At 64.1% G+C, this 20466-nt stretch carries 19 protein-coding genes; 7 read left to right on the top strand and 12 right to left on the bottom strand.

The annotated features are described in order from the left end of the window. Positions 1-38: 38 nt before the first annotated feature. Entirely contained in the window at positions 39-1493 is a 1455-nt protein-coding gene (locus tag NKJ75_RS09610; protein ID WP_352499598.1) for an MFS transporter, read from the top strand. Between the two features lie 15 nt (positions 1494-1508). Here the strand turns inward: NKJ75_RS09610 and NKJ75_RS09605 are convergent, their stop codons facing one another. From NKJ75_RS09605 to NKJ75_RS09595, 3 genes are all read right to left on the bottom strand, one after another. Continuing rightward, a complete protein-coding gene (locus tag NKJ75_RS09605; RefSeq protein WP_023681725.1) occupies positions 1509-2006 on the bottom strand; it encodes a MaoC family dehydratase in 498 nt (165 codons plus the stop codon). A 160-nt stretch (positions 2007-2166) separates the two neighbouring features. Continuing rightward, the gene (locus NKJ75_RS09600) at positions 2167-2589 is read right to left on the bottom strand and encodes a phasin family protein (RefSeq protein ID WP_023672638.1); all 423 of its coding nucleotides are present in this window, start codon (positions 2587-2589) and stop codon (positions 2167-2169) included. Between the two features lie 209 nt (positions 2590-2798). Continuing rightward, entirely contained in the window at positions 2799-4094 is a 1296-nt protein-coding gene (locus tag NKJ75_RS09595; RefSeq protein WP_352499597.1) for a DUF445 domain-containing protein, read from the bottom strand. Positions 4095-4388: 294 nt separating this feature from the next. Here NKJ75_RS09595 and rirA point away from each other — a divergent pair, with 294 nt between their 5' ends. Further along, on the top strand, positions 4389-4850 hold the full coding sequence (gene rirA, locus NKJ75_RS09590; RefSeq protein ID WP_023672640.1) for an iron-responsive transcriptional regulator RirA: 462 nt from the start codon (positions 4389-4391) through the stop codon (positions 4848-4850). A gap of 108 nt (positions 4851-4958) precedes the next feature. On the opposite strand, the gene NKJ75_RS09585 is transcribed toward rirA, so the two are convergent. From NKJ75_RS09585 to hemP, 5 genes are read right to left on the bottom strand one after another with little or no spacing between them, the layout of a single operon-like run. Continuing rightward, positions 4959-5747, bottom strand: coding sequence for a heme ABC transporter ATP-binding protein (locus NKJ75_RS09585; RefSeq protein WP_023815471.1), 789 nt, complete (start codon positions 5745-5747; stop codon positions 4959-4961). A 6-nt stretch (positions 5748-5753) separates the two neighbouring features. Continuing rightward, a complete protein-coding gene (locus NKJ75_RS09580; protein ID WP_286461669.1) occupies positions 5754-6848 on the bottom strand; it encodes a FecCD family ABC transporter permease in 1095 nt (364 codons plus the stop codon). Positions 6849-6852: 4 nt separating this feature from the next. Beyond that, positions 6853-7734 carry a heme/hemin ABC transporter substrate-binding protein gene (locus tag NKJ75_RS09575; protein WP_031194752.1) on the bottom strand — a complete coding sequence of 294 codons (882 nt, stop codon included), beginning with the start codon at positions 7732-7734 and terminating at the stop codon, positions 6853-6855. A 10-nt stretch (positions 7735-7744) separates the two neighbouring features. Then, the gene (locus NKJ75_RS09570) at positions 7745-8803 is read right to left on the bottom strand and encodes a hemin-degrading factor (RefSeq protein ID WP_352499596.1); all 1059 of its coding nucleotides are present in this window, start codon (positions 8801-8803) and stop codon (positions 7745-7747) included. Between the two features lie 36 nt (positions 8804-8839). Continuing rightward, positions 8840-9046: a hemin uptake protein HemP gene (gene hemP, locus NKJ75_RS09565; protein ID WP_023673860.1), complete on the bottom strand. Its 207-nt coding sequence runs from the start codon at positions 9044-9046 to the stop codon at positions 8840-8842. Positions 9047-9319: 273 nt separating this feature from the next. On the opposite strand from hemP, the gene NKJ75_RS09560 reads away from it, so the two are divergent. The 4 genes from NKJ75_RS09560 to hmuQ all read left to right on the top strand — a co-directional run bounded on the left by NKJ75_RS09560 (position 9320) and on the right by hmuQ (position 13338). Continuing rightward, entirely contained in the window at positions 9320-11449 is a 2130-nt protein-coding gene (locus NKJ75_RS09560) for a TonB-dependent hemoglobin/transferrin/lactoferrin family receptor (RefSeq protein ID WP_352499595.1), read from the top strand. Between the two features lie 5 nt (positions 11450-11454). Beyond that, positions 11455-11889, top strand: coding sequence for a hypothetical protein (locus NKJ75_RS09555; protein ID WP_023744745.1), 435 nt, complete (start codon positions 11455-11457; stop codon positions 11887-11889). 265 nt (positions 11890-12154) lie between these two features. Continuing rightward, entirely contained in the window at positions 12155-12973 is an 819-nt protein-coding gene (locus NKJ75_RS09550; protein ID WP_245265758.1) for an energy transducer TonB family protein, read from the top strand. Positions 12974-13023: 50 nt separating this feature from the next. Next, entirely contained in the window at positions 13024-13338 is a 315-nt protein-coding gene (hmuQ, locus tag NKJ75_RS09545) for a heme-degrading protein HmuQ (protein WP_023688161.1), read from the top strand. A gap of 45 nt (positions 13339-13383) precedes the next feature. On the opposite strand, the gene NKJ75_RS09540 is transcribed toward hmuQ, so the two are convergent. Both NKJ75_RS09540 and putA read right to left on the bottom strand, forming a co-directional pair. Further along, on the bottom strand, positions 13384-14448 hold the full coding sequence (locus NKJ75_RS09540; RefSeq protein WP_023744743.1) for a glycosyltransferase: 1065 nt from the start codon (positions 14446-14448) through the stop codon (positions 13384-13386). 87 nt (positions 14449-14535) lie between these two features. Next, positions 14536-18144, bottom strand: a complete 3609-nt coding sequence (gene putA, locus NKJ75_RS09535) for a bifunctional proline dehydrogenase/L-glutamate gamma-semialdehyde dehydrogenase PutA (protein WP_352499594.1) — start codon at positions 18142-18144, stop codon at positions 14536-14538. A 164-nt stretch (positions 18145-18308) separates the two neighbouring features. Between putA and NKJ75_RS09530 the strand changes: the two genes are divergently transcribed. After that, positions 18309-18761, top strand: a complete 453-nt coding sequence (locus tag NKJ75_RS09530) for an Lrp/AsnC family transcriptional regulator (RefSeq protein WP_023696487.1) — start codon at positions 18309-18311, stop codon at positions 18759-18761. Between the two features lies 1 nt (position 18762). Here NKJ75_RS09530 and NKJ75_RS09525 read toward each other — a convergent pair whose 3' ends face one another. Together NKJ75_RS09525 and NKJ75_RS09520 are read right to left on the bottom strand one after the other, a co-directional pair. Further along, positions 18763-19962, bottom strand: coding sequence for a cytochrome-c peroxidase (locus NKJ75_RS09525; RefSeq protein ID WP_023744741.1), 1200 nt, complete (start codon positions 19960-19962; stop codon positions 18763-18765). 4 nt (positions 19963-19966) lie between these two features. After that, on the bottom strand, positions 19967-20410 hold the full coding sequence (locus NKJ75_RS09520) for a FixH family protein (protein ID WP_023751587.1): 444 nt from the start codon (positions 20408-20410) through the stop codon (positions 19967-19969). Between the last annotated feature and the right edge of the window lie 56 nt (positions 20411-20466).

Here is a 20466-nt window from a genome sequence, read left to right as displayed (position 1 = left end):
TAGATCTCGGTTGCGGGACTGACAAGGAGGAAATCGCCATGGCAACTGCCGAGCAGAACGAGTGCGCATCGGCGCCGCAGAAAACCCGGTCCGCAGGCCTGGCATCGGCCAGCCTGTCGCTCGCCACGCTGCTGTCGTCGCTTGGAACCAGCATTGCCAGCGTCGGCCTGCCGTCGCTGATGCAGGCCTTCGGCGCGTCGTTCCAGTCGGTGCAATGGGTGGTTCTCGCCTATCTGCTGGCCATTACCGCCCTGATCGTCAGCGCTGGCCGACTGGCCGATATGGTCGGCCGCCGGCCGTTGCTGCTCGGCGGCATCGCGCTGTTCACACTGGCCTCGGTGCTCTGCGGCCTGGCACCGACGCTCTGGCTGCTGATCGCGGCGCGCGCCGTGCAAGGGCTGGGTGCCGCGCTGATGATGGCGCTGGCGCTGGCCTTTGTCGCGGAGACTGTAGCCAAGGAACGGACCGGCAGCGCCATGGGGCTGCTCGGCGCCATGTCGGCAATCGGCACCACGCTCGGCCCCTCGCTCGGCGGCTTTCTGATTGCCGGCTTTGGCTGGCGGGCGATCTTCCTCGTCAATGTCCCGCTCGGCCTCCTGACCTTTGCCCTCGCCTGGCTGGCCCTGCCCGCCCGTGGCAAGGCTGCACAAGGCGTTCAAGGCGGGTTCGACGCGATCGGAACGGTCTTGCTGGCCCTGACGCTCGCCGCCTATGCATTGGCCATGACGCTCGACCGCGGCCATTTCGGCGCCCTCAACATCGGCCTCCTGGTGGCCGCCGGCATCGGCGTCGTTCTGTTCGGCGTTGCGCAGACGAAGGCGAAAAGTCCCTTGATCCGGCTTGCCCGGTTGTACGACATCCGGCTCAGCGCCAGCCTCGCCACGAACCTCGTTGTCGCCACCGTGATCATGGCGACCCTGGTGGTCGCTCCGTTCTATTTGTCGCGAGGGCTGGGGCTCAATGCTGCGATGGTCGGCGTGGTCCTGTCGACAGGTCCGCTGGTCTCCGCGCTCTCGGCGCTCGTCGCCGGCCGCCTCACCGATCGCTTCGGCGCGCACAGAATGATGGTCGTCGGACTGTTCAGTCTTGCCGTCGGAACCTCATTGTTGTCGCTCGCCGCAACAAAACTCGGCATTGCCAGCTATATCGTGCCGATCGCCGTCACCTGCTTCGGGTACGCCCTGTTCCAGACATCCAACAATGCCGCCGTCATGAGCGGTGTCGCTGCCGGCGAGCGCGGCGTGGTGTCCGGCCTGCTCAATCTGTCGCGCAATCTCGGCCTGATCACCGGCGCATCGCTTATGGGCGCCATTTTTGCGGCTGCCTCGACGGGAGAACGGCAAAGCCAGGACATGCTGACCTCAGCGGCAGCCGCGCACGGCATGCAGGTTACCTTTCAGACGGCAACGGTCCTGGCGGTGGCTGCGCTGTTGCTGGCACTGCTCTCGACCCGCGCCGGCGGCAGGCTGTCGGTGCGGCAACAGCCATCATGACCGAAGATAGGGAGCTTACGCTCCCGCCCGCTTGCGCCGCTCATAAAGCATGACCAGCGTTTCGGCGGTCAGCGCCGGCCTCTGTTCGCCCTCGATCTCGACCGTATTGGCGGCCTTCATCAGATACTGGCCCGGCCCCTTGTCCTCCACCGACAACAGCGTCGTGCGCAGCCGGATGCGTGCGCCGACCCTGACGGGCGCCAGGAACCGCACCTTGTCGAAGCCGTAATTGAAGGCGGCTTGCGTGTTTTCGGGTACGATGCCCATGCCCAGCGCCAGCGCGCCGATGATCGACAGCGTCAGATAGCCATGCGCGATCGTGGTGCGAAATGGGCTCTGCCGCTTCGCCCGCTCCGGATCGACGTGGATCCACTGATGGTCGCCTGTGCATTCGGCAAACTGGTTGATGCGGTTCTGGTCGACGGTCGTCCATTCCGACACGCCGAGCTCCTGCCCGGCCATCGCCCTTAACTGCTCGAAGGTCGGCGGCGTTTTCGGCCGTAGTTCCGTCATTCCTGCTTTCCCGGTGGCTCCCAGTGCCTCGGACCACGAACGGACGGCTCCTGTCAATTCGCCCGTTGCGATTCCGTTCCGCCATTTTCCGCCAAACAGCGTCCCTCGTCCATGCTCATGCGCCGCAACCGGCCCACTCCTCTCATGGTTGCGTTGAGAGTCACTTCTTGTCATAGCCCGAGCGGATTTCCTCCATCGCTTCCTTGATGCGGCTGCGCAGGATTTCGATCGATTCGGTGCCGGATTTCTTGACCAGCTCGGCCACTTCGCCGGCATTTTTCAGGGCGGCTTCGAAGGATTTCCTGGCGAACTCCGCCTGTTTTGTCATCAGTTCCTGGGGATTGCCCGGCGCCTTGTAGCTCTGCGCCATGTCGCTGACTTCACGCAGCGTGTCCTGCAGCATCTCGCGCTGTCTGGACAACAATGAGGTCGCGCCGGCAGCTCCCGCCCGCGCCGATCTTTCCAGGGCCTCGAGGTTCTTGCGATGATGCGCGAGGATCGCCTCGACATTCGGCACCTTCAGGTCACGGCCGAACCGGCTGAACATGTCAAGGAACGAATCGGAGTCGGGTTGTTTGGCCATTGCTCGTGCTCCCCAGTTGTCGCAAATGCTGAACCTCGAGCAATTCCAGGAAAAGTGTGAAACGGTTTTCCGTCAGGAATTGCGTCAAAACAAAGAGTTAGAGCAGGTCGCCGTTTCCTTGAAACGGTGAACTGTTCTGTTCTGGACAATAGCACTCGCGCGCCGTGTGTCCATTCGGACGCCCAAGCAATTCAGCGGCAAATGCAGCATCAGCCAGCGAGAAACAGCCTCTCCGCCGTGTAGAGCACGAGACCGGCCAGGCCGCCAATAATCATGCCATTGAAGCGGATATATTGCAGGTCCCTGCCGATGTTCATCTCGATCAGCCTCGTCAGCTGGGCAAGGTCCCAGCGCTTGACCTGATCGGCGATGAACGTCGACACACCGCTCTTCTGGCTCTCCACGAACGACGACAGCGCCACGACAAAGCCCTGGTTCATGTCGGCCCTGATCTGCGGATCGCCTGAGAGATGGCGGCCGACCTCGACGAACATGTTGGCGAGATGCGCGCGAACAATCGAATTCTCCGCCTTGGCGTCCTGTTCGATGAACACGCTGAGGCTCTGCCACATGTCGCCGGCGAGCGACTTCACTTCCGGCCGCGCCAGGAAATCGCGCTTCAGCTTCTCGGCCCGTTTGGCGTATTGCTTCGAGGTTCTGAGCCGCTCGATGAAGCTGTGCGCGAAACGGTCGAATTCGGCGCGCATCGGATGGTCGGGATCGGCCCGCACCTCGTCAAGCAGCGAACCGGCGGAAGCGACGATCTTTTTCAGCAGATAGGCGTCGGCTCTGAACAGGTTGAACAGCGACGGCAATTCCTCGCGGATTTTCTCGCGCATGGTCGCCAGCGCCTCTTCATCGTTCAGGAACCGGCCGATCACCCTGGTGAATTCGTCGAAGAGTTTCTGGTGGCGGCGGTCGTCGGTCAGTGCCGACAGCAATTCGGCCGCGAGCGGCGCCAGCGGCACCTTGTCGATCTGCTCCAGCATGCGGCTGGTGACGAAGCTCCGCAGGCCGGATTGCTCGATCGCCGCAAGCGTCTGCGGGACCAGCCGTACGACGAAGCGCGACAGGCCGGCAGAGCGTTCGGCGTCAGTCAGCCAGTCGGCGACGAGTGCTGCAAAATCGACCTCGGCCAGCTTTTCCCGCACCGGCCCGGGCGCCAGAAAATTGACCTCGATGAAGCGGCCCAGATTATCGGCGATGCGGTTCTGGTTCGCTGGGATGATGGCGGTGTGCGGGATCGGCAGGCCCAGCGGCCGCTTGAACAGCGCCACCACCGCGTACCAGTCGGCCAGGCCGCCAATGGTCGCCGCCTCGGCGAAGGCCGCCACGAAGCCCAGCCACGGATACTTGGCCTCGAACGATTTGGCCACGGCAAAAACCACGACGCAAAGCACCAGCGCAGCCGTGGCGAGGAACTTTGTCCGCCGCAACGCGAAAAGCTTGGCGCCCGCCTCGGCATCAAAACCGCCAGGCGCCAGGGACGAAGCCGATTGGGACATGATACGCCGCTCCTCATCGATCTCTTGGCTATCTGGCATGGGCTATTTAGGGGGTGTTTGGGCCCGTAGCATGATCGGATGGGCCGATTTCGTCCGGGAATTGCCGGTTTCGCACGCAAAGTTGACAAGAATGTTCATCTATCATGCAATCCCAGTCTGGAATTGTTCCAAGGTATAGGCCATATTCCGATCAGGCCAGTGTGGGCGAATCCGAAACTCCGGGTGAGAAAGCTGCACCAGCACAATCTAAAATCTGGTGCAGTTCCAGCGCGCCAGCACTCGGTGAGGAATGAAATGCGGCTGACGCGCCAGACCAACTACGCCATGCGCATCCTGATGTATTGCGCCGCCAACAACGATCGCCTGAGCCGCATCCCCGAGATTGCGGCCGCCTATTCGGTGTCGGAGCTTTTCCTGTTCAAGATCCTGCAGCCGCTGGTCGAGCATGGCCTGGTCGAGACAGTGCGCGGCAGGAATGGCGGCGTGAGGATCGGCCGCCCCGCCGAGCAGATCAGCCTGTTCGACGTCGTACGGGTGACAGAAGAGAGCTTTGCCATGGCCGAGTGCTTCGAAAACGACGCCGCCGAATGCCCGCTGGTCGACAGCTGCCAGCTGAATTCGGCGCTGCGCGAGGCGCTCAACGCCTTCTTTGCCGTGCTTTCCCGCTACACGATCGCCGATATGGTGGCGGCGCGCCCGAATGTGCGTCATTTACTCGGCATCGACATGCTGGTCCAGCGAGCACCGGCCGCCTGAGTTTTCTAGTGCATGTCGCTCAAAAGTGGCCCCGGTTTTGAGACAATGACATGCATAAAAACAAAGACCTAAAGCGCGTCGCCTGAGTCCGTTCAAACGCGACGCGCTTTAGGCGGCTGACTGCGGCAAGACGAACGGCATGTTCGCCGCCGGCAACACACCGACCCTTAGCCGACAATCGAACACCTTTTCGATCAGATCGTCGCTCAGCACCTCCTGCGGTGAACCGTCGGCGGCGAGCCGGCCGCGATGCATCACGAAAATCCGGTCGGCATACATGGCCGTCAGATTGAGGTCGTGCAGGATGGCGATCACACCGCCGCCGCGCCGGGCGAAATCGCGGGCGATGTTCATGATGATCAGCTGGTGCTTGATATCGAGGCTGGAGACCGGCTCGTCGAGATAGAGATAGCGCGGCTTGCCGTCGAGCACCGGCGCCCAGACCTGGCACAGCACGCGCGCCAGCTGCACACGCTGTTGTTCGCCGCCCGAAAGCTCCTGATAGAAGCGGCCGGCAAAGCCGTCGAGGTCGACCCGCGCCAGCGCCCGCTCGGGCAGACGATCATCTTCGCCCGGCAGAACGCCGGAACGGCCGCCGATAAGGCCGAGCCTGACCACTTCGTGCACGGTGAAGGGAAAGGACAGCGTCGCGGTCTGCGGCAGCACGGCACGCACGGTCGCGGCCTCCACCGGCTTCATCTCGGAGAGGTCGCGCCCGTTGACGGCCACTGTCCCCGTAAACGCCAGATCGCCCGACAACGCCTTCAAAAACGTCGTCTTGCCCGAGCCGTTGGGTCCGACGATTGCCGCAATTTCGCCCGGCCGCGCGACGAAATCGACATTGGCAACAATGCGCTTGCCGCCGATCGCCACCGAGACATCGCGTGCTTCGATCATGCCGCCTCACAAGTCGATTACGCCGCGCTTGCGCAGCAGGATCCAGAGGAAGAACGGCGCGCCGGCGATCGCCGTGACGATGCCGATTGGCAATTCGGCCGGCGCCACGATGACGCGGGCAACTGCGTCGGCAAGAAGCAGCATCGAGGCGCCGAGCAGCGCCGATGCGAGCAAAAGATAGCGATTGTCCGGACCGATCAGCAGCCGCAGCAGATGCGGCACGACGATGCCGACAAAACCGATGCCTCCGCTGACTGCGACAGAGGCGCCGACCGCTGCCGAGACGCCGACGATCGCGGTGTATTTCAGCCGCTGTACCGGGATGCCGAGATGTCCGGCCGTCGCCTCGCCGAGCGCCAGGGCGTTGAGGCCTTTGGCCAGGAACGGCATTGCCGCAAGCGCCAGGATGATGATCGGACCGACGGAAGCGATCTTCGGCCAGGTCGCGCCGCCCAGCGAGCCCAGTTGCCAGAAGGTCAGATCGCGCAACTGCCGGTCGTCGGCCATGAAAATCAGGATACCGGTCAGCGCCATGGCAAGGGCTGCGAGCGCAATGCCGGCAAGCAGCATGGTGGCGACCGATGTGCGCCCCTGCCGCGTGGCGACGCGGTAGAGCACCAGCGTGACCGCAAGGCCGCCGCAGAAAGCGGCGAGCGGCAAGGCCAGCCCGCCGAGCGCCAGAGTGAGCGGCGCCAGCCACGTCGTGCCGAGCACGATGACGGCGACCGCGCCGAGGCTCGACCCGGCGGAAACGCCGATCAGGCCGGGATCGGCGAGCGGGTTGCGAAACAGGCCTTGCATGACCGCACCCGATACGGCCAGTGCCGCCCCGATGAGCACACCGAGCAGTACGCGCGGCATGCGGATATCGTAGACGATCAACCGGTCGCGGGCACCAAGCGCGGCGTCGTCCGGCGTGGCGCCGGTCAGCCAGTCACGAATGACACCAACGGCCGATGCATCGGAAGCGCCCGACCTCAGCGACAGGAACATCGAAAGGGCAAGCGCCACACACAGGAGCACAATAACCAGGCGAGCGCGCCCGGAACGATCGCCCTCGGCCACCTTGCCCGCCGCGCCGGCGATCGACTGATCCACCATCGGCTCAGTCCGTGACCTGGCTGCCATAGAGCGAGGCGGCCAGATCGTGGATGGCATCGGCCGTGCGCGGCCCGAAGCCGAGCAGATAGCTGCCATCCATCAGGGTCAGCTTGCGGCCTTCGCCCGCCGGCGTCGAGGTGATCGACGGGATGGCGAACAGCTCGGCCTCCGCAATCGGCGGGCCGGCATTCTTCATGGCCAGGATCACGTCCGGCCTGGCAGTGACGATCGCCTCGTCGGACATCTGCTTGTAGCCGGAAAAACCTTCGACCGCATTGACGGCACCGGCGAGCTTGATGATGCCGTCACCGGCGGTGTCGGTGCCGGCGGCCAGGATCTTGCCGCCCTGGATCGACAGCACGAACAGGATGCGCTTGCGCTGCTTGATCGACGCCGTCTGCTTCTCGGCCGCCTTCAGCTTGGCGTCGGTCTCAGCCACCAGCGTCTCGGCCTTGGCGTCGACGCCAAGCGCCTTGCCGACGATGCGGATCTTTTCCAGGATGCCGTCATGGCTGTAATGCTCGGGCACGTCGATGAACGGAACGCTCGATTTTTTCAGCACATCGACCGCTTCCTTCGGCCCACTGCCATGCAGCGCCAGAATGCCCGAAGGATTGACCGACAACACGCCTTCCGGCGACAGCTGGCGCATATAGCCGACGTCGGGCAGCGCGACCGCGGCGGCGGGGTAGCGGCTGGTCGAATCGCGGGCGACGAGATGACCTTCCTCGCCAAGCGCGTAGACGATCTCGGTGATCGAACCGCCGATCGCCACGATCCGCGACGTGTCGGCCAACACGGCCACGTTCTCGCTGGCCGGCACTGGGGCGGCAATAAACAGCGACAGGCCCATGGCCGCGGCAAGCGTCCTGAACAGTGAAATCATCGTCGTTTCCTCAGGCTGCGGTCGGGCTTGGAATGCGCGGCAGGTTCTCGGCAAGGAACCGCCAGTCGTCGCGCTCGCCCTCGCCTTCATGGCGCTTGCCGAAGAACTGGATGATCATCTTGCCGTCGGCGCCATAGGCTTCGAGCGAGGTGACATGACCGTCCTTGGTCGGTTTGCGCACCGCCCACACGTCCTGGATGTGGTCGGTGCGCAGATGCAGGTGGAACGTCTCGTCCATCACGTTGATCCACGGCCCCATCGGCCTGATCGACTTGACGGGACCGGAATGGATCTGGATGCAGCCTCGGTTTCCGACAAAACACATGATCGGCATGCCGTCGGCGGCGGCATGGTGGAACATGGCGCCGATGGCGTCATTGTCGAGCAGCCAGGCATAGTCCTGGCCGACCATGCGCACGGCCTGGCGGCGGGTGAGCTTCAGCGTTTTCAACATGCCAAAGAACTGATGCACGTCGGTCAGCCGGCTCCAGCGGTCGCGCAGATCATCGATGTCTGCGGCAATGCCCGACGTCTCCGCGTCGTCGTCGGCCAGGCCTGCGATAGACACGGTCGCCTCCTGGTTCGGCGATTCGAGTGCGGCCACGAGCTTCTGGTAGGCATAGAGATTGGACGCCGGCCGCAGATGCACCTTGTGCACCGCATCGCCGGCCGCGTCGAAGAATTGCAGGCTGCGGCGGATGTCGCCGCCGTCGCGCTTTTCCACGGCAAAGCCATGCGCCCAGACTTCGGGAAAAATGCGCAGGTCGATGTTTTCGCCCAGCACCATGGCGTTGTGCGTGCCTGTGACAACCTTGTCGTAGACGCCGATCTTCTCGTGCACCGCGCTTTCGTTGCGGGTCAGCGCCATCACTTCGCCGACGGCGTCGAGGCCGGTCAGAAGATCGTTGACCCTGGGCTCGACGCGCACGACGCCGTCGCCGCAATGCGCGGCCGCCAGCTCGGCCTCGGAAATACCGAGCTCGGCGGCAAGATCGCGCTCGCGCGCTTTCGGATTGTCTGCCCGCGCCCGCCGGATTTCATGCGGGGCGGGTTTTGCGCGCTGGTCCATGTCCTGCTTACCTGTCTGCCGTGTTTGGTCGTTTCGTCACTTGTTGAGGATGAGCTTACCCTGGCGGGTGATCTTCAGCCGATAGAGCGCGCCATGGTGCTCGATGCCGATCTCGTGCTCGCCCTGGAACAGCGTGTTGGAGGACAGCGTCCGCACCGCCAGCGGCACCCGGTCGAAGCGGGTCGGCGTCTCCTCGGAACGGCGGACGCGGTAACGGAAGTCGTTGGGATTGTGGGTGTTCATCTCTTTCGATGCCTTTCCTGTGCCGGGCAACTGGCTAGGCGTTGCAAAAATGCCGATTCATTTCTTGACTCGCATAATCATGTTTATTAGTCAGTGCAATACCGGACCAAATGAGTCAACATTTAAGACGCCGGACAGAATGAAAAATGCCAGCGAGCACCAAGCCAGCCAGCATCGAATCTGGAATTTTGGAGTTGGGGCATGGGCTTGGGAAATTGTGGACGACTGGGTCTGGCGAACGCCGATCCGGTGCATCGGCCTATGGCAAAGGCAATGGCAGCCTTGCTTGCGGGGGCAGCGACGATCGCGCTGCTGACATCGCCGGCCAGCGCTCAGCCGGCCGCTGACCAGGCCGACCAGACCAGGAAAACCGAGGACACCAAGCCGGCGCCCGCCGGCGCGACCCTGCTGGACAAGATCCTCGTCATCAGCCGCACCGGCGAGACGGCAATCGAATCGCTGGCCTCGGCCAGCCATGTTGACCAGGAACAGCTCGACCGCCGCATGGCGACGACGCCGAACGAAATGCTGCTCGGTGTGCCTGGTGTCGCGGTGCAGGCCGATGCGCGACGCGTCAGCTCCAGCATCAACATCCGCGGCCTGCAGGATTTCGGTCGCGTCGCGGTCATCGTCGACGGTGCCAGGCAGAATTTCCAGCGCTCAGACCACGGCACGCAGTCGACCTTCTATGTCGATCCCGAGCTCATCAAATCCGTTGAGGTCATTCGCGGACCGACCGCCAACACCTACGGCTCCGGCGCCATTGGCGGCGTCGTCTTCTTCGACACCAAGGATGCGGTGGATTTCCTCAGACCGGGCGAAACCTGGGCCGGCTCCGTCACCGGGCGCTATGAAAGCAACGGCAAGGGCTGGACCGCCAGCGCCAGCGGCGCCTACAAATTCAACGACGATTTGGATGTGCTGGGCAACATCGTCTACCGCGACTACGGCGACTACAAGAATGGCAGCGGCGACACCGTCGCCGGTACCGGTTTCGACGTGCTGAGCGGCCTGCTCAAGACCACAATCCGCCCCAGCGAGAACAGCGAATTGAAGCTCGGCTGGGTCGGCTCGAGCGACGGCTGGACGGAAACCAGCGGCGGCGTGCCGGCCAACGACGTCGACCTGAAGTCGAACACCTTCACCGCCCGCTACAACATCACTGACGACGCCAAGAGCTGGCTCGACCTCCACATCAACGCCTCCTACAACAAGACCAATCTCGACCTCACCACGCTGGTCCCGCAGAACCGCTTCGATCCGTCGACCGGCCTTCCCGTGCTGCTGCCCGTCGGTTCGACCTCGACCTTCGACGTTGGCACGGCCGGCGTCGACATCTGGAACACGTCGCGCTTCGAAACAGCCGGTGTTGCGCACGAATTGACCTATGGCGGCGACTGGGTGGGTGACGATGTCGAGACCGGCGGCACCGCCGGCGGCGACAGCTTCTACACCCCATCGGGCAAGCGTAGTGTTTCGGGCGCCTACATCCAGGACAAGCTCACCTGGGACTGGCTCGAGGTCATTGCCGGGCTGCGTTACGACAATTACAGCCTCGAAGACAGCACCCACGAAACGTCAGGTGATCGTCTGTCGCCGCGCATCACCGTTGGTGTCACGCCCTTCGAAAGCGCCAGCCTGGCGGGCCTGCAGTTCTATGGCACCTACGCGGAAGGCTACCGCTCGCCGTCGCTGACCGAAACGCTGATCAGCGGCAACCATCCGGCGGGCGTCACCTTCCCGTTCCTGCCCAATCCGAACCTGCGGCCAGAAACCGGCAAGACCACTGAATTCGGCGTCAACTACAAGCTGAACGACCTTATCGAGGCCGGCGACGCGTTCCGGCTCAAGGCCGGCTACTTCCACAACGATGTCGACGACTACATCGAAGGCGTCACGTTGTCGGCATTCGACCCGACCAGCGGTTGCCCGTTCGGCCCCGGCATCCCGATCTGCTTCCAGTACCAGAACGTCGCCCAGGCCAAGATCAACGGCTTCGAACTGGAAAGCGTCTACGATGCCGGCTGGGGCTATGCTGGCCTCTCAGCCTCGATCATCAACGGCCACACCATCTCCGATGAAGGCGAGCGGGCCGACCTTGCCACCATCCCGTCCTCGCAGGTCACCGGGCAGCTCGGCTTCCGCTTCCTTCAGGACAAGCTGACCGTCGGCGGCGAGGTGCAGTACAACGGCAAGCCGAAGGGCAACCCCGTGGCCAAGGATTATACTCTGGTCAACGCCTTCGCCAGTTACCAGGCCACCGACAATCTGAAGGTGGACTTCCGCGCCGACAATTTGTTCGACGTCAAATACACCAACCCGCTGAACGGCGGCACCACCGCCGTCATCTATGAACCCGGCATCACGCTGAAGCTGGCCGCAACCATGCGCTTTGGAGGCTGACACCCATGACAAGCTTGGTCACATCGCTTCGCCTCCTGACCTCGACGCTGGCGATGTCGCTTGGCTTGGCGCCGGCGTGGGCTCAGTCCGCGCCGGCTCCGCAACTCAGCCTCGAGCTCAATGCCGTGCAGCCCTCGGACAAGGGTTGCCGGCTGACCTTCGTCGTCAACAATGCGCTCGGCGCCGATCTGTCCAAGGCGGCTTTCGAAATCGCGCTGTTCAACGAGGCCGGCGTGGTCGACCGCCTGAGCGTGCTCGACTTCAAGGACCTGCCGGCCGGCAAGACCAAGGTGACCCGCTTCGACCTCGCCGGCACCGACTGCACCAAACTCAGCCGCGTGCTGATCAACAGCGCCACCGAATGCGCCGGCGTCGAACCGGGCGCCTGCATGCGCGGCCTGAAGACGCAGACCAAGACCGGTATCGCATTCGGCGTCTGAGGTGGGACTGCATCCGGCCTTCCTGCAAGATATTCCGGCGCGGCCTGTCTCCGGCCCTCCGTCATGGCCGGCAACCGATCTTGATTTGACAATCCCACCCCGCTCGCGGCAGGTCTCGCCGCGAACCATGCAGGACATCACCCCCCTCCCCGACGCCGGCAACGAACCGGCGATTACGATGGACGAGCTCGTACAGCCGGCGCGCAAATGGACTGTGGCGATCGTCGCGTCCTGCCTGCTCCATGCCGCTGCCGCAGCGGCGTTCATGGTCGCACCCGCCGGGACATTCGATACCGGGAAGGCAATACAGGCCGAAGGCGCCGATCGATCAGGCGCCGACGTCCTCGGCACCGCTTTGCAAAACCCGGTACCCGACGCGGTGGATGTTACCCTGGTAACCGATCCGCAGCCGGCCAACCCCGTCCAACCCACGCCGCAAACCGAGGCGCCTCAAGCCGTAGAGGAGCCGGCGGCGCCCAAATCTGCGCCGGAAGCTGCCAAGCAGGCAGTCGTCGCTCCGGATGCACCAACGGCCGCCATCCCGGATGATCAAAGTGTCGCCCCAGAGGCTGAGACGCCTGCACCGTCACCGGTTCAAACGCAGAGTTCGGAGGCGTCTCCCGCCAATGAGCCTGCCGTTGAATTGCCTACCGCGAGGCGACCAGTCCCAAGCCCGAGGCCAAGTACATCAATATCAGGCGCACCAATATCGGGAGAGACTGGCGGCACGGCAGATGGCGAGGAGCGCGAGGCAACGGCGGTTGCCAGCAAAGGCGGAAAACAGAGCGCGGCGGGCAATTCGATGGAATCCGGCTACAGCGTTGAAGTTCAGAACAAGCTTGTCCGCGCCAACCGCCACGTTTCGAAGGCGGTTCAAGCCAAGGCTCGCAACAATGCCAGGGTCTATTTCGTCGTCATGGCCGACGGCAGCGTCAGCGACTTGCAGCTTGTCGAAAGTTCAGGGTCTGCAGAGCTAGACCAATTCGCTTTGAAACTGGTGCGCCAGCAAGCGCCGTTCCCGCCCATTCCACCCGAGACCGGATTATCAAGTTGGGTGTTCAGGGCGCGGATCGGTCCGTTTTAACCAGCTCGTAGACCTTCGCCAAATCGTCCATCAATTCAAGAGGAAGCCCAATGTACATCGCCATGAACCGCTTCAAGGTCCAGAACGGCTCCGAGACCGCCTTCGAGGATGTCTGGAAGAACCGCGATTCCAGCCTTTCGAAGATGGAAGGCTTCAGAGAGTTCCACTTGCTGCGCGGCCCGGTCAACGAGGCCGAGGGTTACACGCTGTTTGCCTCGCACACGGTGTGGGCAAGCCATGAGGATTTCGTCGCCTGGACCAAATCCGAGAATTTTCGCGCCGCCCACCGCAACACCGGCACCTCGAAGGTGCATTATCTCGGCCATCCGCAGTTCGAAGGCTTTTCGGTCGTCGAAGGGGCCTGATTGAGATTTCACCCGTCGACGAGATCTGACGACGGGCAGATGCCCTCATGTTCCGGTTGAATTCCGGCCGCCCAGTCGCCGAAGCCGCTGGGCAATGTGCAGGCGCAGCCGCCGCCAGGGCTGTCCGCGTGTCAGGTAGCGCGCCAACCGCGGATCACCGGCCAGCTCCGGGAACTGGCGCACATGCTGCGTCAGGAATGCAGGTATGAAATTGCGCCCGTTGAGATCGCTGAGCCAGGCAGAATTCGCCAGCAAATAGTCTGCGGCATCCGCCGCCAACACGCTCCTGTAGCTCCTGTATGCAGGCGTTTGCCGCACATTGCCGCCGGCAAAGGCAGTTCCGGTGGACAGGTTGGAGCCATGCAGGCGATAGAGGCCGAGACCTTCTGACAGGATGAGGCTGCCGCCGGCTTGGTGCGCGAGTGTCGCCGTCAGATAATCCGTCCCGACCTTGGCCTTGAACGGGAAGGACAATACCGGTTCCAGCGCGCCACGCCGGTACATGATCGCCGAGCATTGCGACCACAGCCAGCCCGTCACCGCAGGTGCGAAATAGGTTACCGGATGCTCCGATGCGTAGGCGATCCCGGGCGCCATGCCGGCAAGCCGGCCACCGGGCGCGATGGCGACGCCACTGCGATCCGCTCCGGACCGCGGTTTGCGCAAGGCAAGGAAGGTACCGCCCAGCAAGGTGCCGTCGCCATCGACAAGGAACACATCGGAACTCGACAGTGCGGCCGAATGCGTCGTGTTGAGGTGGGCGGACAGATGCGCGAGGAGAAAATCCGGCAGCCACACGTCATCGGCGTCGAGAAACGCGACGAAGGGCGCGTCGGTTGCGGCAAAGCCGTCGCGGAATCCCGCGGTCTGCCCGCCATTCTCCTTGCGCGCCAACAGGCGCAGGCGCGGGTCTTCTATATCCCTTAGAAGCTGTCGGACAAAGCCGGCCGAGCCGTCCGTCGAGGCATCGTCGACGATGACGCATGCCCAATTCCGGTAGGTCTGCGCAAGCACCGAGCGGATCGCCTGTTCGACGTACGGCCGATAGTTGAAGCAGGTGATGACCACCGCCACGCGCGGCAGCTCAAACGGTCGGGACGTGTCTTCCATCTGTTCGGCTGCCCCGCTCGAGTTGCTCTCTGTCCCTTGCGCATACCCTTGCAACCCGACGCAGGCAAGCGAGCCGCGAAAAGCCCCCTAGGCCGCCGCGAGCAGGCTGGCATTGCCGCCGGCAGCCGTGGTGTCGACGCAGACAGCGCGTTCATGCGCATAGGCCGCCGGGTTGAGCACCTCGCTGACCAGCGGCACGATCGGCCCGCTGCGGTCGGCAATGACCTTGCGCACGATCCGCGCCGCCTCGGGCCTGCCCGAGAAGGCGACGACATCGACGCGCAGCGAACGCGCTTCGACTGGGTCTGGCCGACCGTCTATGGCCGCCAGCGGCAACCCCTTGCCGGTCAGCGCCGACAGTGCTGCCGGCGCGCCCGGCGCCACGGCCAGCACCGCATTGCCGGCGGCCAGCGCCTGGATCGTCTGGCCAAGCAGCGTTTCGGCGTCCGGACCGAGGCACAGCACCCGGCCGCGCGGCGACAGCGACAGCGTGTTGGCCTCGCCGGTCGGTCCGGGCAGGTCGACCTGGCCGAAATCGATGGCGGCTGCAGCGCCGATCGCTGCAGCGCCCTTGCCGCGCAGATGCTTTCTCAAGATGGCGATGCGGTCCGGCCGCGTCGACCAGCCGCCAAGCGTCGGATCGGGCAGATTGTCGGCCAGTTCGGTCGCCGTCACCTTGTGGCCCTCGGCAATCTCCGTGCCCGCCTCCGGCCCTTTGCGGAACCGCCGGAGATAATGCGGCCCGCCGGCCTTCGGCCCGGTGCCCGAAAGCCCCTCGCCGCCAAAGGGCTGCGAGCCGACGACGGCGCCGATCTGGTTGCGGTTGACATAGATGTTGCCGGCATGGATGCCGTCGACGAAATGCTGGACGCGGCCTTCGATGCGGGTGTGCAGGCCGAAGGTCAGGCCATAGCCCTTGCGGTTGATGGCGGCGATGACGGCGTCGATCCCGTCGGCGTCGAAGCTGGCGACATGCAGCACCGGACCGAACACTTCGCGCTCCATCTCCTCGATGCCCTTGACCCGGAACACATGCGGCGCAACGAAGCGGCCGTCCTTCGGTGCTTCGAGCTTGGCAATCAACCGGCCCTGCAGCCCCATCTTGGTGCAATACTCGCGGATCGATTCCTGCGCCTCGTCATCGATGACCGGCCCGACATCGGTCGAAATCTGCCAGGGATCGCCGATGGTGAGCGCTTCCATGGCGCCCTTCAGCATCTCCAGCATCTTCTTCTCGACATCCTTTTGCACGTAGAGCACGCGAAGCGCCGAACAGCGCTGGCCTGCACTCTGGAAAGCCGATGCCAGTATGTCGCGCACCGCCTGTTCGGGCAGTGCTGTGGAATCGACGATCATGGCATTGAGACCGCCGGTCTCGGCGATCAGCATGGCGTCCGGCGCGGCCGTCTCGGCCAGTTGCTTCTCGATCAGCTTTGCAACCTCGGTCGAGCCGGTGAAGCAGACGCCGGCAATGCGCGGATCCGCAGTTAGCGGTCCGCCGACCGCCGGACCGTCGCCCGGCAGAAGCTGGATGACATCTTCCGGAACGCCGGCCTCGCGCAGCAGCTCGACGGCGCGGAAGGCGATCAGCGGCGTCTGTTCGGCTGGCTTGGCGATGACCGAATTGCCGGTGACGAGCGCTGCCGCGATCTGGCCGGTGAAGATGGCGAGCGGGAAATTCCACGGCGAAATGCACACGATCGCGCCGCGCGCCTCGCTGCCCGCTTCGTTGTTGGCCGCTTCGGCAGCGTAGTAGCGCAGGAAGTCGACGGCTTCGCGCAGTTCAGCCACGCCGTCGGCCAGCGACTTGCCGGCTTCCCTTGTAGCCAGCGCGAAAAACTCGACCGCATTGGCCTCATAGAGGTCGGCCGCGCGGTTGATGATGGCGGCGCGCTCGGCGACGGGGCGTTTTGCCCAGGCCGGCTGCGCTTCCACTGCAAAGCGCACCGCGGTCGCGACCTGCTTGGCAGCGGCTTCGGCGACCGTGCCGACGATCTCGGCAGGCTTTGCCGGATTGACCACCGGGCGCTGCTTGCCGTAGCCGGCGGCGCGCGTCATCGGCTTGGCATGCCAGCGCTCGGGCCCGGCAAAGGCCGCCTTGGCCTTGTCGATCGCCGCCAGCGTCACCGGATCGGTGATGTCGAACCCCTTCGAGTTGCGCCGACCAGCGCCGAAGATCGTCGCAGGACGAGCGATTGCCGGATTGGCGGCGGGGCCCTGGCTCTCGACCGTCTCGAGCGGATCGCGCGCAATATCCTCCGGCTCGACGTCCTCGTCGGTGAGCTGATGGACGAAGGAGGAGTTGGCGCCATTCTCCAGCAGGCGGCGAACCAGATAGGCCAAGAGGTCGGAGTGCGCGCCGACCGGCGCATAGATGCGGCAGCGCGTGCCTTCGGCCCGGCGCACCGTCTCATGCAGCGCTTCGCCCATGCCGTGCAGGCGCTGGAATTCGAAAGCGTCTCGGTTGTCAGCCATCGACAGGATGGCGGCGACGGTATGGGCATTGTGCGTGGCGAATTGCGGATAGATGCGGTCGGTCATCGACAGCAACTTCCTGGCGCAGGCCATGTAGGAAACATCGGTGTTGGCCTTGCGGGTGAAGACGGGGTAGCCGGAAAGCCCGAGCGTCTGTGCCCGCTTGATCTCGGTGTCCCAATAGGCGCCCTTGACCAGCCGCACCATGATGTTGCGGTCGTACTTTTCCGCCAGCGCATAGAGCCAGTCGATGGTGAAGGCCGCGCGCGGGCCGTAGGCCTGGACGACGACGCCAAAGCCATTCCAGCCGGCAAGCTCCGGCTCGGACAACACACGCTCGATGATGTCGAGCGACAGGTCGAGCCGGTCGGCCTCCTCGGCGTCGATGTTGAGGCCCATGCGCGAATGGCGTGCGGCCAGCGCCAGCGACAGCAGCCGCTCGGCCATCACCGGCAGCATCTTTTCCTTCTGTGCCTCTTCGTAGCGCGGATGCAGCGCCGACAGTTTGACCGAGATGCCGTGGTTCTGGCGGATATCGGGACCGTTGGAGCCTGAATCGAGCGAGGAGATCGCGTCGGCATAGGCCTTGAGGTAGCGCAGCGCGTCGGCCTCGGTGCGGGCCGCCTCGCCCAGCATGTCGAAGGAATAGAGATAACCTTTCTGGATCATCGACTTGCCGCGCTTGACGGCTTCCGCAATGGTGCGGCCGAGCACGAACTGCTCGCCCATTTCGCGCATGGCGGCGGCGACCGCCTTGCGGATCACCGGTTCGCCCAGCCGGCGAACCATCGAGCGCAGCGTGCCTTCAATGCCGCCCTCGCCTTCGTCGAGCACACGGCCGGTCAGCATCAGCGCCCAGGTCGAGGCGTTGACGAAGATCGAGCTCGAACCGCCCGAATGCGCCGACCAGTCATGCGGTGCGATCTTGTCGGCGATCAGGTCGTCCATAGTCTCGGTGTCAGGCACGCGCAGCAGTGCCTCGGCCAGGCACATGAGCGCCACGCCTTCCTTGGTGGAGAGGCCGTAGGCGGAGAGAAAAACCTCCATCAGCCGCGGGTCGGACGAGCCGCGCACCGCGCGCACCAGATCCGCGGCACGGGCCGAGACGGCTTTGCGGTCATCGGCCGAAAGTTCTGTCGCGGCAGCCAGGCGCTTCACAGCCGCGTCTTCGTCGGGCAGGTAGTTGGCGCGGATCTGCTGGCGGATGGTGTCGAGCGGCATGGCGGTCCTGCGGAGCAAGCATCTGGGAGCGGGCCGGCGGTCGCCGGACCGAATGGCGCAAGCTAGCACAGAGCCGCATTTTCGGCCGGTCCAAAGAAATCGACATGGCAGGCCGAATGATCTATCATTGCGGCTCAATTGTTATCAGATGGGCTGTGATATCCGTGACAGAAGACCAATTGGACCGCATCGACAGAAACATCCTGTCGGCGCTGGCGCGCGACGGGCGGCTGTCCATGTCGGAACTGGCCGGCAAGGTCGGCCTGTCGAAGACGCCGGTGCAGGCGCGGGTGAAGCGCCTGGAGAAGGACGGCTATATCAGGGGCTATCAGGCGATCATCGATCGCGAGCGCATGGGCGAAGGCCATGTCGCCTTCGTCCAGGTCAAACTGTCGGACACGCGCTCGGCCGCGCTCGATGCTTTCAACCGTGCGGTGCAGACCGTGCCGGAGATCGAGCAGTGCCACATGATGGCGTCGAGCTTCGATTATCTCCTGAAAGTCCGTACCACCGACATCGCCGCCTATCGCCGCGTGCTCGGCGAGCGCATCTCGGCACTGCCGCATGTTGCGCAGACCTCGACCTTCGTGGCCATGGAGACGGTGAAGGATCGCTAGCTCACTCCGACAGCGTCTTCAAAAATGCCACCAGCGCCGCGCGTTCGCGGTCCGACAGTTGCAACGGGTGCACTTCGGAGGTGCCTTCAACGGCCGCCTCCGCCTTCGCGTAGTGCGCCACCACCTCCTCCAGCGTGGAGAACTGTCCGGCATGCATATAGGGCGGCCGTGTCGCCGCGCCCCGCAGCGACGGCGTCTTGTAGGCACGCATCAGTTCGGGTGCTGCCTTGACGATGAAGCGCAGTTCTCCGCAGGCGCCGGCGTCGCCATCGCGGAAGGCGCCGAAGCAGTTGAATGGGTCGGCCTGAACCTGGGCCACCGCATCGAAACGGCCGCGATCCAATGGCAAATCCCTGACCGGCCGCACGCCGGTGTTGTGGAAAGCGTTGTCGGTGAAGCGCGGGCCGTTATGGCAGGTGACGCAATTGGCCTTGCCGATGAACAGTTTCAGCCCGAGCATCTCCTCCTGCGAAAAGGCATCGTCGGCTTTCGGCTTGGCGCCTGACGCAAGATCGATGGCAAAGCGGTCAAAGCGCGTCTGTGCCGGTTCGATCGACCGTTCGAAGGCGGCGATCGCCTTGCCGATATTGGAAAAGACGCGGTTGACGCCCTCAGCCTGAGTTGGGGTCATCGCCTTCCAGGCCGCCTGCTCGGCCTCGTTGCCAAGCGGGCTGGCGTGGGCCGGCACGGCGGAAAGATCCGGCAGTGGCCCGAAGATGCGCTCGTAGCGCGCACCAAAGCGCTTCTGGATGTAATGGGCGAAGGCGGCGCGGTTTCCCGCCTGCTCGAGCGGATTTTCCAGCGGCGTCAGCGCCTGCGCCCACAGGCTGTCGCGCCGCCCATCCCAGAAGAACCACGGATTGCGGGCAATGCCGGCCAGCGGCATCGAGCGCCTGTTGGTTCGGCCGACGCCGACGGATTGCGGCAGGTCATCCTGGAACTGCCGGTCGATCTTGTGGCAGGTCGAGCAGGATACGTTCCCGTCACGGCTCATCCCCTGGTCGAAGAACAGAGTGGAGCCCAGGGCGGCGGCGGCCGGCACGTCGGCGAAGCGGTTGGTGGTGTCGGGTTTGAGCGCCGGCAAGGTGTTCAGCGCCAGCGAAGCGATGGTCTTCTTCTCGGCATCGGAAAAATCCGGTTTGCCGCAGCCGGCAACGAGCACGACCGCCGCCAATGCCAGAAGGCGCAACAGGCCGTTCATCCGCTCACAGCACCACGTTGAAGACGACCGTGTCGGAACCGGCCGCCGCCGAAATGGCGAAGCGCAACTGCCACACGCCGCTCATGGTGAATTTCAGCCCCTCGATGCGGTAACGCCCCTCGCCAAGATAATCGGTCGCCTGCGGACTGGTCGGCAAGCCGTGATTGTGCTGCGGCATGCCGCCGGACACCGAGATCGCCGCACCTTCCACGGAATCGCCCTTGACCGTCTTCAGGGTCAGCAACCAGGATTGCAGTTCGCCTTGCCGGATAACGCCGCGTTCCGGCTGAATGCTGGCGACAAACAAGCCGTTCGCCGTCTTCTTCGAGCGCGAAACATCGGGGCTCGGCGCCGACTGCGGCGCGGTCAGATAGACGATCGCCAATATGCCAGCCAGCAAGGCGGCCAGACCAACGCCCGCAAGAAGATAACGCCATATCGATGCCAAACCGGTTCCTCTTCTGGACATAACGTCTCGGGAAGCAATTCGCGTCCCGCCGCTTC

Origin of the sequence: Mesorhizobium sp. M0058 (assembly GCF_040323095.1) — a bacterium.
Taxonomy (GTDB): domain Bacteria; phylum Pseudomonadota; class Alphaproteobacteria; order Rhizobiales; family Rhizobiaceae; genus Mesorhizobium.
This window is presented reverse-complemented; position numbering and strand designations above follow the sequence as displayed.